The 16260-nt window shown below is 66.6% G+C and carries 12 protein-coding genes and 1 pseudogene; 9 read left to right on the forward strand and 4 right to left on the reverse strand.

Annotated elements, in window-relative coordinates; translation table 11 throughout:
- Nucleotides 1-216 precede the first annotated feature (216 nt).
- The 8 genes and pseudogenes from ABD998_RS17810 to ABD998_RS16815 all read left to right on the forward strand — a co-directional run.
- A pseudogene (locus ABD998_RS17810) lies at nt 217-426 on the forward strand (IS3 family transposase); the annotation flags it as partial.
- 288 nt (nt 427-714) lie between these two features.
- Nucleotides 715-1830, forward strand: a complete 1116-nt coding sequence (locus ABD998_RS16790; RefSeq protein ID WP_345441859.1) for a DNA cytosine methyltransferase — start codon at nt 715-717, stop codon at nt 1828-1830.
- Complete coding sequence (locus tag ABD998_RS16795) at nt 1827-2915, forward strand: DNA cytosine methyltransferase (RefSeq protein WP_345441861.1); 1089 nt, start codon at nt 1827-1829, stop codon at nt 2913-2915. The genes ABD998_RS16790 and ABD998_RS16795 overlap by 4 nt, the downstream gene beginning before the upstream one ends.
- A gap of 2 nt (nt 2916-2917) precedes the next feature.
- Nucleotides 2918-4363, forward strand: a complete 1446-nt coding sequence (locus ABD998_RS16800; RefSeq protein WP_345441864.1) for a restriction endonuclease — start codon at nt 2918-2920, stop codon at nt 4361-4363.
- Nucleotides 4364-4746: 383 nt separating this feature from the next.
- Nucleotides 4747-5454, forward strand: a complete 708-nt coding sequence (locus ABD998_RS16805; protein WP_345441867.1) for a DUF3644 domain-containing protein — start codon at nt 4747-4749, stop codon at nt 5452-5454.
- Between the two features lie 15 nt (nt 5455-5469).
- Entirely contained in the window at nt 5470-5781 is a 312-nt protein-coding gene (locus ABD998_RS17815; RefSeq protein ID WP_425563000.1) for a hypothetical protein, read from the forward strand.
- Between the two features lie 330 nt (nt 5782-6111).
- Nucleotides 6112-6888, forward strand: coding sequence for a hypothetical protein (locus tag ABD998_RS16810; protein ID WP_345441870.1), 777 nt, complete (start codon nt 6112-6114; stop codon nt 6886-6888).
- The gene (locus ABD998_RS16815; RefSeq protein ID WP_345441873.1) at nt 6885-8999 is read left to right on the forward strand and encodes a hypothetical protein; all 2115 of its coding nucleotides are present in this window, start codon (nt 6885-6887) and stop codon (nt 8997-8999) included. Before ABD998_RS16810 ends, ABD998_RS16815 begins: the two co-directional genes overlap by 4 nt.
- 244 nt (nt 9000-9243) lie before the next feature.
- On the opposite strand, the gene glgA is transcribed toward ABD998_RS16815, so the two are convergent.
- Nucleotides 9244-10428: a glycogen synthase gene (gene glgA, locus ABD998_RS16820; protein WP_345441876.1), complete on the reverse strand. Its 1185-nt coding sequence runs from the start codon at nt 10426-10428 to the stop codon at nt 9244-9246.
- A 111-nt stretch (nt 10429-10539) separates the two neighbouring features.
- Between glgA and glgC the strand changes: the two genes are divergently transcribed.
- On the forward strand, nt 10540-11778 hold the full coding sequence (glgC, locus tag ABD998_RS16825) for a glucose-1-phosphate adenylyltransferase (RefSeq protein ID WP_345441878.1): 1239 nt from the start codon (nt 10540-10542) through the stop codon (nt 11776-11778).
- Between the two features lie 19 nt (nt 11779-11797).
- On the opposite strand, the gene ABD998_RS16830 is transcribed toward glgC, so the two are convergent.
- From ABD998_RS16830 to ABD998_RS16840, 3 genes are read right to left on the reverse strand one after another with little or no spacing between them, the layout of a single operon-like run.
- On the reverse strand, nt 11798-14005 hold the full coding sequence (locus tag ABD998_RS16830; RefSeq protein WP_345441881.1) for a transglutaminase TgpA family protein: 2208 nt from the start codon (nt 14003-14005) through the stop codon (nt 11798-11800).
- A gap of 10 nt (nt 14006-14015) precedes the next feature.
- Nucleotides 14016-15254, reverse strand: a complete 1239-nt coding sequence (locus tag ABD998_RS16835) for a DUF58 domain-containing protein (RefSeq protein WP_345441884.1) — start codon at nt 15252-15254, stop codon at nt 14016-14018.
- A gap of 4 nt (nt 15255-15258) precedes the next feature.
- Nucleotides 15259-16221 carry an AAA family ATPase gene (locus ABD998_RS16840; RefSeq protein ID WP_345442121.1) on the reverse strand — a complete coding sequence of 321 codons (963 nt, stop codon included), beginning with the start codon at nt 16219-16221 and terminating at the stop codon, nt 15259-15261.
- Nucleotides 16222-16260 lie beyond the last annotated feature (39 nt).

The following is a 16260-nucleotide window of genomic DNA, read 5'->3' on the forward strand; positions in this document are numbered from 1 at the left end:
GGTGACGTGCCGGGTGCTCAAGCTCGCCCGCCAGCCCTACTACCGGTGACTGGCGAACCCCATCACCCCGAGTGAGGTGGTGGAGGCGTATCGCGCGAACGTGCTGTTCGACGCGCACCAGGACGACCCCGAATTCGGGCACCGGCTGCTCACGGACGAGGCCCGCGACAACGGTGAGGCGATGTCGGACCGGACGACATGGCGGATCGCCTCCGCGAACGGCTGGCGATGGAGAGCTTCTTCGCGTTGCTGCAGCAGAACGTCCTCGACCGCCGCTCCTGGACCACCCGCGGGCAGCTGCGGATCGCGATCGTGACCTGGATCGAGCGGACCTACCACCGCCGACGCCGTCAGGCCCGCCTAGGCCGTTTCACGCCCATCGAGTTCGAGACCATCATGAACACGACCGTCGCACTGGCGGCGTGACTACAACCTGTCACCCTCCGTGCAGCAGTCCCGTCCGGCGTACGTCCCAAGCATGAACGAGACGGTTCGTACGGGGCCCCGCAGGGGTCTACCGGTGCAGGAGACCCGGCTCACCGCGACGACTGGCCTGCCTGCACGCCCAGGCCTGTTCTGCAAGACTCATGAGCGCTTGAGCGATAGTTCGGGCGCGCCTCACGCGGTGGCTTACGGTCGCGCCTAACCTGTACCAGACCGGGTGTCAGAGGCCCCTTGTAGCGTCGGGTCGTTCTGATCGTGGAGGAGTTCCAGATGTCGTCTTCGTTTGCAGTCATCGACTTGTTCTCGGGTGCTGGTGGTTTGGGGATCGGTGCGATGCAGGCCGGAGGCGAGCTGCGGCTGTCGGTGGACAGCGACTCCTTCTCCTGTCAGACCTTGAGGACAAATCCCGGACTGCATGATGGACGAGTCGTGGAGGCTGACGTAACCACCTTGACTGGCGCTGATCTTCGTCGCGAAGCGGGGCTGCACCGTGGCGAGGATGTTGTGGTGATCGGCGGCGCGCCCTGCCAGCCGTTTAGCAAGGCCGCATACTGGCTCGACCCTGGTGAGGAGGCCTCTTATCGCCGTGCGCGAGCGCGTGGTGAAGAAGCCAAGCGGTCAGGCGTGCCTATCGAGGCTCGTGAAGATAGCCGCCGCACGCTCGTCCACGAGTATTGGCGGCTAGTTCTGGAGAGCGACGCATCGGGGTTTGTCTTCGAGAATGTTCCGAGCATCTTGCATCCGCGCAATCGCCACGTGTTCGAGGCGCTGAGAGCCGACGCGGAGGCGGCGGGCTACCAAACCACGACGGTTGTGGCGACCGCGACGAACTACGGTGCGCCGCAGAGTCGGCAGAGGGTGTTCCTCCTTGGCTCGCTCAACGGCCAGCCTCAGGAGCCGTTGCGGTCGCATGCCCAAGCTGCGAGCCCTGGGGTCTTGCCCTGGGTGACCGCTGGGGAGGCGCTGGAGGGGGTGGAGTCTCTGCCGGAAGACGCGGAGCATGTATCTGGTCGTTGGGCTGAGCACCTTCGCGCAATCCCGCCGGGCATGAACTACAAGTTCCATACCGCGTGGGCAGGACACCCCACTCCAACCTGGGAGACGGAAACTCGTTATTGGAACTTCCTGCTAAAGCTCAGCCCGGATCGACCGTCCTGGACGATCCCAGCCAGCCCCGGGCCGTGGACCGGTCCTTTCCACTGGGAGGGGCGCCGTCTTCGCGTCCCTGAACTCGCCGCACTGCAGAGTTTTCCTCGTGGTTATGTATTCGCGGGACCGCGCCGAGAGCAGGTTCGGCAGATCGGGAATGCGGTGCCTTCTGTAATGGGTCAGGCCATGGTGGAGTCGGTTACGGCGTCTCTTGGTGCTGTGAGCGTCGCCGCATGACTGGCGGGCGACGCACGGCTGTGAGTCTCTTTTCTGGATGCGGCGGTCTTGACTTGGGTTTTCAGAACGCCGGGTTCGAGATCCTGGTGGGCGTGGACACCGACCGGTTTGCGGCCGAGAGTCATGCAGTCAACTTTCCGCGCTCGAAGTTCTTCCACGGCAGCATCGCCGATTTCACCCGGGAGAAGGCTGTCGCCCTAGTGGGCGCGGAGGCGCTAGAGGACGTAGACCTCCTGGTGGGCGGTCCACCATGCCCCCCATTCTCGAAGAGTCGTTTCTACCTGACGGATAAGCCGCGTGCAATGGATGACCCGGTGGGAGAGGTGACGATAACCGGCTACCTCGACACGCTCAGTTGGCTCCGCCCGCGCAGCTTCGTTCTGGAGAACGTGGCAGGCATGGCCTTCAAGGTGCACAAGGACACGCTCGATCACATCCTTGCCACGGCAAAGTCGCTTGGGTACACGACGGCTACTCGCGTTCTCAATGCGGCCGACTATGGCGTGCCACAGATCCGTCAGCGATTCTTCATAGTTGGGACGCTGGACGGCAGCGAGTTCGAATGGCCTACGGCGACCAACGCTGATCCGAAGTTGGCGGATGAGGGAGGACTGCCCGCATGGAGAACTGCCGGTTCCGTTCTCAGCGATTTGGACACAGAAGAGAATGCCAGCGATGCCGGGCACGTCGCGGGCGGTAAGCACCGGAGCCTTCTGGAGCAGATTCCTCCCGGAGATAATTACCTCTTTTTTACGGCCAAGCGTGGGCATCCGAACCCGCAGTTCGAGTGGCGCAGTCGATACTGGTCATTTCTCCTGAAGCTGTCGCCGGATATGCCCGCGTGGACAATTCAGGCCCGCCGATCGAACAATATGGGGCCGCTTCACTGGCGCAACCGGATTCTGCGTATCGAGGAGGTCAAGCGGCTGCAGACGTTTCCTGACGGTTGGTACCTGGGTGGGAAGGTCGAACAGCAGTGGCGTCAGATTGGTAACGCCGTGCCGCCCGTACTTGCTGAAGCGCTCGGGAGAGCGGTGGCATCGCACCTTGACGCGATTTCGGTCTCAGAGGATATGGCCGCTTAGAAATGTCAGAGTTGACAGACGCTCCGAAGCTCCCGGCTCTAATCGAGTTCAATCCGGAGACGTTGGGTGGTGCTGATTCGCTGTTCGAGTTGCTAAATCTGCTCGCCGCGGGTCTCGACCGAGCCTCCTTGATCGAGTCAATCCGGGCACGCTGGTTTGATGAGGCGGCTTCGTCGCTCGCGTCTGAGCCGTCGAACCGAATCGCGATGCAGAAAAAGCTAGCTGGGAACGTCATCTCGGGAATGCGCCAGGCGGGGCTGGTGACTACATCAACGAGTGCTCCGACTCGATCAGCGCTGGGTGACGAGGTTGCGCGCATCGACGAAGAAGAGGGCCGGGAATCGGCGCTGAAGGCCTTCGCGGCACATCTTCTACGAGAGCGGTATGGAATCGAACTACTAGAAGCTGCTCGGTTCGTGCGTCGTCGGGACGGCGTGGTCTCGAAGCGCACCGTCGTTGAGCAACTTCGTTCTTTCGGCTTTGACATCGCGAACAACAACGTCAACTACAGCCGTCTACGTGACTGGTTGGCGGCGGCTGGCGTGGTGGACTCCAGCTGGAATATTGATGAAACGCGGTTCGAAGAACTAGCTGGTGTGAGCGCCGAGGGAATAGCTGGGTGGAGTGCGCTCAGCCAACTTCAGCGCCAGGTGCTCACGACCCTCCGCGTTCGCGCCGAGTCAGACCAGACCCCCATCGCCGCACGTGACTTAGTGGCCCTGTTCCGGCTCCGCGGTTTGACGTTCGACGAAGGCCAGCTACGCAGAGACGTGTACGACCCGCTCGCGAACGCGGGATGGATTGTCCTGGAGGGAACCGGCGGTGGCCGTGCGCGTCTCGTTGCGCGGATAGTCCCTACAGAGAAGACCCTTGCGCTCGATGTCGAGAAGATCGAAAACCTACAGTTCGGGCCGTTGCCCGCAGACCTTCGAGAACAACTTGCGACACCTCTCGCTAATATCTTCCGCGACCTTCCTTCTAGCGACACTCATACGAAAGGCATCGCGCTGGAACTGCTTGCGCTGCGCCTCGTGGCAGAGTGCGGTCTCTTCCCAGTAGAACTTCGCGCTCGCGGAATCGCGACCGGTGGGGCCGAAGTGGATCTCGTGGCCGAGGGTGCGCACCTTCACTTCTCGCGATGGCTGTTCCAGTGCAAAAACACCGGCTCCCCTGTGAGATTGGAAGTCCTTGCCAAGGAGGTCGGAATGGCGACGCTCCTTCGGGCGCAGGTCGTTGTCATCGTGAGTACCGGCGGTTTCGCGCGTTCCGTGTTGGACTACGCTCGGCAAGCCGCCGCCAACACAGCGATACAGATCGTACTGCTCGATCAGAGCACGTTGACCGCATACCAAAATGGGGGCAGTTCTGCGCTTCGCCAAGAACTCCACGGGCAGGCGCTCCAAGCCCTCACTTTGAAGCAACCACAGCGAGCAGTCCCCACCGAGTAGCTCGTGGTCAGCGCGGGACGAATCGTGCCAGACCAGATGTCACCTACCCGCGCAGCAGACCCGAGTTCGGGCGATCTGCGAAGCTCTCAACACCGGGTGACGTTGCGGGTGTGTTTCCGTTCGGCACGAAGGTTTGTTGGTACATCGAAGCTCTGGATGGTCGATTTCGCGCCGGACGATGCTCCTGACGAGCCGCTCATGAAGTTGGCAGAAGGACTCTTTGAACTTGCGCCTCACGTGCCCGGCATAAGCTGACGCCGACGTGGGGCTCTCGCCGCGGTGTTGTCGGAGCCATGATCTAGTCTGGCCTTCCGGCGGCATACTGCTGTTGAGGCTGGCAGCGAGGGGGTCGGGGTGGGGCACCATACGTTTCGATCAGGAGAATGGTCGAGAACTCGCTCTCAGCAATGCTGCCGGCCATTGAGGTCTACAATAAGCCCCAAATGGCCTATCGCGATGAGGTTACGGTGATCTTGGTGGTCAACGCTTGGGAGCTGGCGCTAAAGGCCACTCTGAGGCAAAAGAACAGATCTATCTACTATCCCAAGAAGCGGGGTGAACGCTACCGCTCGCTCACCCTCGACGACGCGATCGGCCGTATCGCCGCGAACGGGCTCTGGCCAGCCGGCATCGATGGCGTTGCGGTGACAGCGAACGTCAAATCGTTGTCGGAATACAGGGGCCGGGCTATCCACCTCTACAACGCGCCCGGGCTTGGTGCGGTCAACTACCCATTCCTCCAACAGAACGTTCTGAACTATCGGGACTATATGGTGGCGATGTTCCGGAAGGACTTAGCGAAGAGGATCTCTTGGCAGCTTCTACCCCTTGGCGCCACTGCACCTGCTGACGCAGTGCAGTTCATGCGCGTCGACACGCAGTCGAGCATGGCTGCCGAAGTGTACGACTTCATCGGTCGTCTACGTGGCCTCATGGATGAGGTCGAGTCGGCAGGAAGTGATCTGGCGCGAGTAGCTACGGTCTACGATGTCAACATGCAATCGGTGAAGAAGCTGACGGGCGCCGATCTCGTGGTCGCATCTGCCGATGCGGACGGCAAAGTCGTCGAACGGAAGATCGATGCAAACTAGACGCATCCGCATAACATGACGCAGCTGCTCGTGGAGGTGAACAAGAAGCGCAAGGGCCGCACTCTCACGAGCCGTGACCATCAGCCTGTCTGCTGGAAACGACGCCTGCGAGACGATCCAAAGTATGCCTGGAAGCATGGTACGAGCGTCACGCATGTCTGGTCGGGCGATGCTGTTGCCCTGCTTCGTTCGATCACCGACGACGAGTACGACGAGATGCGGAGGGAGTGCAGCGCCCACCTTCGGACGGGATCGCAATGTGTCGGCGGGCGGGGCCTGGCGGCTCAGCTGCTACACCAGGTCGACGAAGGGCTGTGGTCCCGGTAATGGAGGTCGGCCAAGGCCAAGACTACTTGGGGTCTTCTTCGGACATTCACGGAGTCATCGCGTTGAACGACGCGCTGACCTGAGTTCGGCTAGGTTTAGGCCATGATTGCTGGTAGCACCTACCTACTATCCGAGGGTGGCGTCCGAGAGGTCTCGGCGAATGCCCTCAGCGCGCGGTCACCGTTGCCCGATGAGTCGGCTATCGTGCTGCGGCATTTCGACAATGCGTTGGGCAGTCAGGACCTTGAATCTCATCTGCAAGCTCTGGAGTCCCGTCTAGGCCTCAGCCCAGCGACTAGTCGCCGTACAACGGTTTCGATGCTCGGACTTATGGGTGCCGCCCGCGATGCCCTGCACGTCATCCATGTAGTAGACCGTCCCCAGCTTCTCTTCGTCGTGGTGTCCAAGGTGGGACGCCTGCCGACCCCGTGGGATCCTTCTGCGCCCACACTTGCTCCGGAGTCGATTCGTTCGATGGTCTTACGTCAGGCGCGTCTGATCGACAGCGCCCCAGATTGGTCCCGCGTTGTGGAAGCGCTGATTGCTGAGATGGCACACGCCAGCGCACTCGTGATCGACGCCACATCGGACACCATCGTGCATTCTCTTGCGGGTGTCGATCCGGAAGATTCCGCGGCGCAGCGCGAGGAGCGGGGAGCGAAATTCCGGCATGCTGTGGCCGCGCGCGTGCGACTTCAGCGGACACTGTTTCTCCTTCGTCACGAGAGCGTGCGCGACGATGCCACACTTCAGCTGGAGTCCGCAATCTCGGGCGCCGACGCGACAATTTCCGCGCTCGCAGCAGTGGCGAGCGTCCAGCTCAGAGAACAGATTGAGCGTTCAAACGACGCGCGATCCGCCGAGGCGGCGCGTGCTCAAGAACGCGACCGCCTGATCGCGAGAATAGGTGCGGCTCTACTCCTGCCTTCAGTTTGGTTTTCGTATCTAGGCATGAATCTGCTGCCTAACGTCTTCAGGGGGATCCCGCTGCAAACATGGTGGGCGGCGCTCGTGGTGGCCGCAGTGGGCTTGCTGCTAGCCCTGACAGGATGGATGGTGGCTGGGCGGATCGCTGGAAATCTGGATTCGAAGGAGCGCAAGCCATGACGGATTACGGCATCTCGTTCGATCAACTGCTGGCACTGGTCGGCTCCGCCAGCAAGAGAGCCACATCGCTGGCCGCGAGCTTGGTGGAGACGAACGCGCGTGTGGACTTCATCGAACCAAGTTTCCTGTCGGACGCGCCGGTATCTGACATCAGCGTCGGCGGTGTTCTCCTCATCTCCGCACCGGCCGCAGTCGGAAAGTCAGTGCTCGCGCGGGAGTTGGCGCGGCGCACTGGCAATCCGCTAATAGATCTCGCTGGACGGAGGGTAGGAGAAGCCTTCTTCATGGGATGGCTCGCGCGTCAGCTGGGCGGTCAAGCGGCGCTGGGGCTCATCGGGGAAGTCGAAGCAGACCGGGCAACCCTGATCATAGATGCCGCCGATGAGGCCCTCGTTGGCAACGGTCCTCAGGACTACGGGGTTGCGGTACAAGATCTCGCGGACCTCATCGACGTAGGCACCGAGGGTGGTCCCGCAGCCGTCATACTCGGGCGGCCGGACACAATCGATGAAACGGCGCGTGTGCTCAACCAACGCGGCATGAGTACGACTCGCATCGAGGTCGCCTTCTTTGGCGAAGACCAGGCGAGAAAATTCGTTCGATTCAAAGCTTTCGAAATGAATGGAAACGGTCCCGCTCGCGAACTGGATGACTTTCTGACAGAGTTCTTTGCCGTGGTGCTGAAAGCGTTGGGTGCTCAGGAGTGGTCAGATGCCGACTCTTTCGTTGGTTATGCCCCTGTGCTGGATGCTTTGGCTACCTTCTACGATCCCGCGGTCAACATGATGGCGATCCTGAAAAACATTGAAAGCTCCGGCACTACGGCGCACGTTTGGGGGTTGCTAATCCGCATCATTCGTGAGGTGCTCGGGCGCGAGACGGAAAAGTTCGCCACCAATTTTGGTGGCGGCAACGAGGCGAAGATCGAGTATGGGCGACAGTGCTACACCGAACGTCTCCAGCTTGCTCTTCTGTTAGCGGACTCTCCGATGGATATGCCTGTGACGCCCGAGGTTGAGCCCGCCGACGAGACTTGGTGGGATGAACTTGAGACGCAAGTGCATGAGCAGTTCCGTGTTCATCCTTTCGTGGTGGGCCGATCGGAGGCCGAAACCAACCCGCTTCTCAGGTTCACAAACTCGGCCTTTCGCGACTACGTCGTTGCTGCCAGTCTCAGCGATGCTGACGATCTGCGCGCGCGTGTGATCCGAGACCACTGGTGCGCGCCGAGAGTGGCGCCTTCTCCGATCTTGATGCGCCTCGCCCTTTCGGCCGAAATGGGCCTTGACGTGGTGAACTCCACCGCCCTCACTCTCTTGGTCGCCTCGCAGGCGGCAGAGTTCAGGGAGGATGTCTTCCTAGAGATCGAGGAGGTTGCGGAACCTTCGGACGATCCTGCTATCGAAGTCAAAGCACGCCTTATCGAAGGTGGGCAGGAAATCCACGGTGTGCGAACTCGAATTATAAGTGGCGAGTCGATCTACCTGCTCCAGGGAATCGCACGCACCGAGCTCGACGTGCCGAGCCATCGAGTGGTGGCGGGCGAGGGTGCGCAGGAATTCTCTCTGGGCCCGCTTGCGGACGTTACTTGCGCCGAGTTCGCGTCGGAGTCTCCTGAACTCCGGCTGCGCCGAGGTCTCGACGAGCGACCCTCCTTCATCCAGACTGGCCTCGTCAGCGGAGTGACTCGGCGCGTTACACCAAACTTACCCGAACTGCTGAAGCTGATCACCTCCGAAACCGCATATCCATGGTCGATATTCAGGTCGGTTCGACCTTCTGGCGCGTCCGTCAGTGCGATGCAATGGGAGGCTGCGATGGAGTTTCAAGGGAACGCTCGATGGTACATAAAGAAGTCGATGGTGAAGGGGTCGCCGAACTACCCGGCGGATGTCATGGACACGATTCTCGCTAAGGGACGCGCGAGTCGAAAAGCTCATGACTTCTCAGTCGAAAGGGGCTACATAACCAAGGAAGACGGGGTCTACTTCTTCGAGTTGGAAGGCTTCTCAATCCGAACCATGGTCGACGCTGACCTGGAGAACTACCGGTACCGGGCGTTCCTGGATCAGTTCATCGAGTGGGCAGGTCGCGCCAACGGCGATCACTAATCGGCGCACGCAGCGGTTCTGAAGGTCCGCGCAAAATCGGACCGGCTCGGTTCCAACGACGGGTGGACGCCGATGCCTGGCTCGGAACCGACCAGCCACTACTCACGTGTGAGTTTGCGAGCCCAGTCCAACAAACGCTTCGTTTCCCACGGTGGGTTCGAAAGTCATTGCGTGATTTCCGCTCTCGAAGCCCCGTCCGATCCGGACGGGGCTTCGCCCGTTCCGGGCGGCGGCCGGAACGGGCTCAGGCGAGCAGCGAGGCGTACAGCGCCCGCGTGCGGTCGGCGATCGCGCCCCAGGAGAACTCGCGCTCCGCGCGCGCGCGGCCCGCGGCGCCCAGCGCCCGCGCACGGTCGGGGTCCGACACCATCTCGGTGAGGGCGGCCGCGAGGTCGGCGACGAACCGGTCGGGGTCGAGGGGGGTGCCCGTGCCGTCGTCGACCTGCTCGATCGGCACGATCGCACCCGTCACGCCGTCGGCGACGACCTCGGGGATGCCGCCCGTGCCGGTCCCGACGACGGGGGCGCCGCAGGCCATCGCCTCGAGGTTGACGATGCCGAGCGGCTCGTACACCGATGGGCAGACGAACGTCGTCGCGGCGCTGAGCAGGGCGCACAGCTCGGGGCGCGGCAGGTGCCGGTCGATCCAGACGACGCCGTCGCGCTCCGCGCGCAGCTCGGCGACGAGCTCCTCGACCTCGGCCATGATCTCGGGGGTGTCCGGAGCACCGGCGCACAGCACGAGCTGCACGCCGGCGGGCAGCGATCGTGCCGCGCGCAGCAGATACGGCAGGCCCTTCTGCCGCGTGATGCGGCCGACGAAGACGATCGACGGCCGATCGGGGTCGACGCCGAGGGCGCGCACCGCCTGGCCGTCGTCGACACGGTGCCATCCGTCGAGATCGATGCCGTTGTAGACGACCTGGACGCGGTCGGGTTCGAGCTCGGGGTACACGCGCAGCAGGTCGCGGCGCATGCCCTCGCTCACGGCGACGACGGCGTCGGCCGATGTCAGCGCCTCCCTCTCGATCCAGCTCGACAGCCGGTAGCCGCCGCCCAGCTGCTCGGCCTTCCACGGGCGCAGCGGCTCGAGGCTGTGCGCCGTCGCGACGTGGGGGATGCCGTGCAGCAGCTGTGCGACGCGCCCCGCGAAGTTCGCGTACCAGGTGTGAGAGTGCACGAGATCGGCACCGGCGACGTCGCGCGCGATCGCGAGGTCGGTGCCCATGGTCTGCAGCGCGCCGTTCGCGCCGGCGAGATCGGCCGGCGCGGCGTACGAGATCACGCCCGGCTCGTCGCGGGGCGCGCCGAACGCGCGCACGACGACGTCCACGTCGCGCCGGAGCGCCGTGACCAGCTCGGCGACGTGCACGCCGGCGCCGCCGTAGACCTCCGGCGGGTACTCGCGGGAGAGGAGATCGACTCGCATGCGCCCAACCTAGCGCCCGGAGCACGCCCTCAGCGATCGGCGCCTGAATTGCGGATGACGAACGGCGATTCGAGCCTGTCGCTGGGGCGCGGCGCCCACTAGGTTGAGGCCATGGCCAAGATCTTCGGCATCGTTCTCGCAGGCGGCGAAGGCAAGCGGCTCATGCCGCTCACCGAGGACCGGGCGAAACCCGCGGTGCCGTTCGGGGGTCAGTACCGTCTCATCGACTTCGCGCTGTCGAACCTCATCAACTCCGGTCTGCGTCAGATCGTCGTGCTCACGCAGTACAAGTCGCACAGCCTCGACCGCCACATCTCGCAGCTGTGGCGCATGAACGGCCTCCTCGGGTCGTACATCGCGTCCGTGCCCGCTCAGCAGCGCCTCGGCAAGAGGTGGTTCCAGGGGTCGGCCGACGCCATCCTGCAGAGCCTCAACCTCGTGTACGACGAGCATCCCGACTACATCGTCGTCGTCGGCGCCGACCACGTGTACCGCATGGACTTCGACCAGATGATCGAGGCGCACATCGCGTCCGGTGCCGACGCCACGGTCGCGGCCATCCGCCAGCCCATCTCGCTCGCCAACCAGTTCGGCGTCATCGACATCGACCCGGAGGAGCCCACGCGGATCAGGGAGTTCCTCGAGAAGCCGCAGGATCCGGAGGGCCTGCCCGATTCGCCCGGCGAGGTGCTCGCGTCCATGGGCAACTACGTCTTCACGGCCCAGGCGCTCATCGACGAGGTGCTCCGCGACGGCGACCGGCCCGACTCGAACCACGACATGGGCGGCGACATCATCCCGGCGTTCGTCGAGCGCGGCACGGCGGGCGTGTACGACATGAAGCGCAACACCGTGCCCGGCGCGTCGCCGCGTGATCGGTACTACTGGCGCGACGTGGGGACGATCGACTCGTACTTCGAGGCGCACCAGGACCTCATCTCGGTGCTGCCCGTGTTCAACCTGTACAACCAGGAGTGGCCGATCTTCACGCAGCAGGTGAACATGCCCCCGGCGAAGTTCACGCGCGACGCGCGCGGCACGCTGAGCACCGTCATCGACTCGCTCGTGGCGGGCGGCACCGTCGTGTCGGGCGCGCACATCGAGCGCAGCGTGCTCGGGACGGGCGGCATCGTGGAATCGGGCGCGCACGTGAGCGACTCGATCATCTTCGAGAACGCCCGCATCAAGCCGGGCGCGACCGTGCGCCGCGCCATCCTCGACAAGAACGTCGTCGTCGAGGCGGGCGCGTCGATCGGGATCTCACGGGATGCGGACATGGCGCGCGGCTTCGCCGTGACGCCGAGCGGGATCACGCTCGTCGGCAAGAACGCCGTCGTCCCCGTGGCGTGAGCCACCGCGTCCCTGGCGCTCAGACCGGGTCGACCACGGTCGGCCGGACGGCGAGCGATCGCGGCAGGAGCGCCGCACGAGCGCGCGAGCCGCGGGTGGGAAGGAGGGCGAGGCGGATGCGCTCGACGGAGGCCGCGGCGGCCTCCTGAGTGAGGGCGCCGCCCTCGCGGCCGTAGGCGGAGCGCTCCACGGCGCCCACGAGCCGATCCACGTCGGCGGACGGCGCGCCGTGCTCCGCGACGAGGCGCGCTCCGAGCGCGCGCGGGCTGTCGCTCGCGGCGACCGGCACGCCGGCGTCGATCGCGAGATCGACGACCTCCCGCCACACGGCGCGGGGGCGCGCGTCGTCGCCCGCGCCGAACCGGCGCATCCGCCTCGCCGTCCGGACGAGGAAGGGCAGCAGCAGCGCGAGGAGCGCCAGCACGGCTGCGCCCGTCGCGGCGAGCGCTCGCGCGAGGCCGTCGTCGTCGCCCTGCGCGACCCCGCCGCCGACGTCCTCGGGGGCCCGGCCCGCATCGTCCGCCGTCGCGGTCGGCGTCGGGGCGCTGCTCGGCAGCAGGGGCGCCTCCTCCTCGGAGCCGGCCTCGCCCGGCGTCTCGGGGAGGAAGTTCGTCGGCACGCCGAGCGATGCGGTCGGCTCGAACGGCGTCCATCCGATGCCGTCGAGGTAGGCCTCCGGCCATGCGTGCAGCTGCGCGCTCGTGTACGAGTACACGAAGGCGCCGTCCTCGTCGTCGGCGGTGCCCGTCGACGTGCCGGGCAGGTACCCGACGACGACCCTCGTCGGGATCCCGAGCGAGCGGGCCATGACCGCGAACGCCGACGCGAAGTGCACGCAGTAGCCGGAGCGCACCTCGAGGAACCGGGCGATCGCCTCGACCCCCGAGCCGTCGAAGCCCTCCTCGACGGGCGCGTCGAGGGAGTAGGCGAACGCACCTCCGCGGAACCACGTCTGCAGCGCGCGGAGCCGGTCGTACGGTGATGACGCCTCCGCCGTGACCTCCTGCGCGAGGGAGGTGACGATGTCGGGGAGCGCTGGGAGGGCGAGCGCCTGCGCGGGGGCGTCGGCTCCGACCGCCGCCGCCTGCGCCTGCTCGCGCGTCGGCGTGGCGCGCTGCCACTGCACCCCGTACTCGGCGCCGAGCGACGTCTCCGAGCTCGATGCGATCGTGCGGTTGGCCTCCAGCATCGACCACGCGCCGTCGGCGTCGAGGCCCGTCAGAGCGTAGGGGACGGGGAGGAACTCGCCGGCGAGGCGCGTGATCTCGATGCGCGCCGTTCCGGGCACGGTCGCGACCTCGATGCCGGGGACGCCGGGGAGAGCGGCCCCCGCACCCGTGAGGGCCCCCGTATCGGGCGTCCACACGTCGCCGTCGAACGACGACAGCGTCGCGACCCGGAGGTAGGGCGCCGAGCCGACGGCCGTCGTGAGCTGCAGCACCTCGGTCTGCGAGGGCTCGCGCAGGCTCGCTCCGAGGTCGAGGTCGGCATCGATCGTCGTCGTGGGACCGAGGCCCGATCCCGGCCTGGCGACGGGCTGCGGCAGGAACGGCGGGATGGCGAGGGCCGCGACGACGGCGACGGTCCCGACGACGGCGGCGACGGCCGACGCCGACACGGCGTGGCCGACCCCGCGACGCGGATCGCGCGCCCGCGTGTCGGCGCGGAGCAGGAGGAGGACCGCGACCGCGAGGGGCACGAAGTACACCGGCTCGACGCGCTGCGGCACGACGAACGACGGGATGAGCGACACCGTGATGAATCCGACCGCGGCGAGGAGAGGCAGGCGAGCGGTGAGGACGACGTGCGCCATCGCGATCGCGAACAGGCCGATCGCGGCGAGGAGAACCCACGACAGGCCGCTCGACGCGTCGAGCGGGGCGACGCCCTGGAGGATCTCCTCCGCGACGCGGATGAGGAGGCGGTCGAACGCGGGGAACGTCTCCGGCACGGGCACGACGACGGCGCGCGGCACGGACGCCGGGAGCGCGACCGTCGCGCAGACGACCCATGCGGCGATCTCCGCCACCACGGCCCATCCGGGGCGGCGGGTGCGCCGCACCGCGAAGCCGGCGGCGAGCACGATCGCGACCACGAGCACGGTGCCGGGAAGCCACGATGGCGTCACGATGCGCGCGAGCGGCAGCACAGCGGCGATGACGGCGATGCCGGTCCACACGGCCAGCGCAGCGTCGGCACGTCTCCTGCGGGGACGCGGCCGGCGCATGCCGGCCGGCTCAGACGCCGACACGCGAGCCCCCGGTCGCCGTCGCCAGCGCCCATGCGGCGGCCGGGTCGTCGCCGAGCGCGTGCGCGCGCCATCCCGAGCGCCCGGCCGCGTCGAGCGCCTCGACGCCGGGCGCCGCCGCGAAGAGGAAGGGGAGGGCGCCCCACCGCGACAGCCGGGAGAGCGAGGGGACGTCGGCCGCCTCGAGCCGGCCGACGACGACGACGAGCGGTCCCGTCGCGGCGCCCGCCAGCGTGTCCGCCAGCTTCGGCAGCGTGTCGGACGAGCGCGTCGCGACGGAGGCGAACGCGCGCAGCAGGTCGGCGCGCTCGTCGACGTGCGAGGCGCCCTGCACGCCGAGTGCGGCGAGGAGCGCGCCGTCGCCGTCGACCACGCTCACGAGATAGCCGTCTCCGGCGAGCCGCCACGCGGCCGAGACGACGAGCGCGACGGCGGTCTCGAACGCGGCGTCGGCTCCCGGGGAGGCCGCCTCGTCCGACCAGCGCGCCGTGCCGCGGTCGAGCACGACGACGGCGTGCGGCGACGCCTCCTGCTCCTCCTCGCGCACCATGAAGTCGCCCAGCCGAGCGGAGGCGCGCCAGTGGATGCGGCGCATCGAGTCTCCGGGCGCGTAGGGGCGGGGGATGAGGTTGTCGCTTCCCTGGCCGCGACGCTCCGCGGTCGTGAGCGCGAGCCCCGAGTCGCCGGCGGTGCGCGGGAGCGGGGCGAGCGGCACGATGCACGGCGTCACGGTCGCCGCCGTGCGCTCGCCGAGTCGGCGGCTGCGGCGGGCGATGCCGAAGGGGTCGTGCTCGACGACCGACAGGGGCCCCAGGGCCCACGTGCCGCGGCGCATGCCCGTGACGGCATACTCCAGCCTCAGCGTGTCGTTCGCCCCGCGCCGGGGAAGGAGCATCGCGGGGAACGCACCGGTCGGATCGCCCGAGAACCCGGCGGGCAGCCCGTCGGCCCAGCGGCCGCCGGGGGTCGGCAGCGCCGAGCGGCCCGAGATGCGCAGCTCGACGAGGGCCTCATCGCCAATCGACACCGACTCCGGCCGCAGCGTCCGGACGACGCGCTCGGGGCGCGTGCGCAGGTACAGCGACAGCAGGCACGCGGCGACGAGCGCGAGCAGGAGCACGCCGAACGCGAGCGCCTCCGCGGAGCCCAGCAGGTGCGCGGCGACGCACAGGCCGGCGCCCAGCAGCACGGCGCCCGTGCCCCTGGCGGTGAGCGGCCACGGCGACATGCGCTCAGCGCGCCGTCGCGAGCGGCACGCGGATCGACTGCACGATGCGGGCGAGGACCGTCGGCACGGCCTCGTGCTCTCCGCGGTGCGCGGACGCCGCCCTGGTCGGGATGAGGCGGTGCGCGAACACCGGGACGAGGAGCGCCGAGACGTCGTCGGGGATGACGTAGTCGCGTCCGTCGAGCGCCGCACGCACCTTCGCGGCGCGGACGAGCTGGATGGTCGCGCGCGGGCTCGCCCCGAGCCGGAGATCGGGATGGCGCCGTGTGGCCTGAGCGAGCGCGACGGCGTACTGCGCGACCACGGGCGCGACGTGCACGGCACGCGCCCAGGCGATGAGCGCGGCGACCCTGTCCACGTCGACGACGGGTCGCAGGGCGTCGAGGGGGTTCGCGGTGTCGCGCTGGCGCAGCATGAGCTCCTCCGCCTCCGCGTCGGGGTAGCCCATCGAGATGCGCATCATGAAGCGGTCGCGCTGCGCCTCGGGCAGCGCGTACGTCCCCTCCATCTCGAGCGGGTTCTGGGTGGCGACGACGAGGAACGGGGAGGGGAGCGGATGGGTGCGGCCGTCGACCGTCACCTGCACCTCCTCCATGGCCTCGAGGAGCGCGGACTGGGTCTTCGGCGACGAGCGGTTGATCTCGTCGGCGATGACCACGTTCGCGAACACGGCCCCCGGCTTGAACTCGAACTCCCGCCGGGCGGGATCGAACACCGACACGCCCGTGACGTCGCTCGGGAGGAGATCGGGGGTGAACTGGATGCGGCGCACGCTCGCGGCGATCGACGCGCCGAGCGCGCGGGCGAGCTGGGTCTTGCCGACGCCGGGGACGTCCTCGATGAGCAGGTGCCCCTCGGCGAGGAGCGTGATGACGGCGCTGTCGACGGCCGCAGGCTTCCCGTCGATGACACTCGACACGGCGCGCGCGATGCCGCCCGCCGACTCCTGGAACACCTCGGCCGACATGGTCTCTGTCACGGGGCACCTCGCAATCCGGGTTAGACT

This window comes from Microbacterium gilvum, assembly GCF_039543865.1.
In the GTDB taxonomy this organism is placed as follows: Bacteria; Actinomycetota; Actinomycetes; order Actinomycetales; family Microbacteriaceae; genus Microbacterium; species Microbacterium gilvum.

Excerpts from the sequence above, each read along its gene's own strand:
- ABD998_RS16790 (WP_345441859.1), top strand. The coding sequence starts at position 715 with ATGTCGTCTTCGTTTGCAGTCATCGACTTGTTCTCGGGTGCTGGTGGT.
- ABD998_RS16795 (WP_345441861.1), top strand. The coding sequence starts at position 1,827 with ATGACTGGCGGGCGACGCACGGCTGTGAGTCTCTTTTCTGGATGCGGC.
- ABD998_RS16800 (WP_345441864.1), top strand. The coding sequence starts at position 2,918 with ATGTCAGAGTTGACAGACGCTCCGAAGCTCCCGGCTCTAATCGAGTTC.
- ABD998_RS16805 (WP_345441867.1), top strand. The coding sequence starts at position 4,747 with ATGGTCGAGAACTCGCTCTCAGCAATGCTGCCGGCCATTGAGGTCTAC.
- ABD998_RS17815 (WP_425563000.1), top strand. The coding sequence starts at position 5,470 with ATGACGCAGCTGCTCGTGGAGGTGAACAAGAAGCGCAAGGGCCGCACT.
- ABD998_RS16810 (WP_345441870.1), top strand. The coding sequence starts at position 6,112 with ATGGGTGCCGCCCGCGATGCCCTGCACGTCATCCATGTAGTAGACCGT.
- ABD998_RS16815 (WP_345441873.1), top strand. The coding sequence starts at position 6,885 with ATGACGGATTACGGCATCTCGTTCGATCAACTGCTGGCACTGGTCGGC.
- glgA (WP_345441876.1), bottom strand. The coding sequence starts at position 10,428 with ATGCGAGTCGATCTCCTCTCCCGCGAGTACCCGCCGGAGGTCTACGGC.
- glgC (WP_345441878.1), top strand. The coding sequence starts at position 10,540 with ATGGCCAAGATCTTCGGCATCGTTCTCGCAGGCGGCGAAGGCAAGCGG.
- ABD998_RS16830 (WP_345441881.1), bottom strand. The coding sequence starts at position 14,005 with ATGCGCCGGCCGCGTCCCCGCAGGAGACGTGCCGACGCTGCGCTGGCC.
- ABD998_RS16835 (WP_345441884.1), bottom strand. The coding sequence starts at position 15,254 with ATGTCGCCGTGGCCGCTCACCGCCAGGGGCACGGGCGCCGTGCTGCTG.
- ABD998_RS16840 (WP_345442121.1), bottom strand. The coding sequence starts at position 16,221 with ATGTCGGCCGAGGTGTTCCAGGAGTCGGCGGGCGGCATCGCGCGCGCC.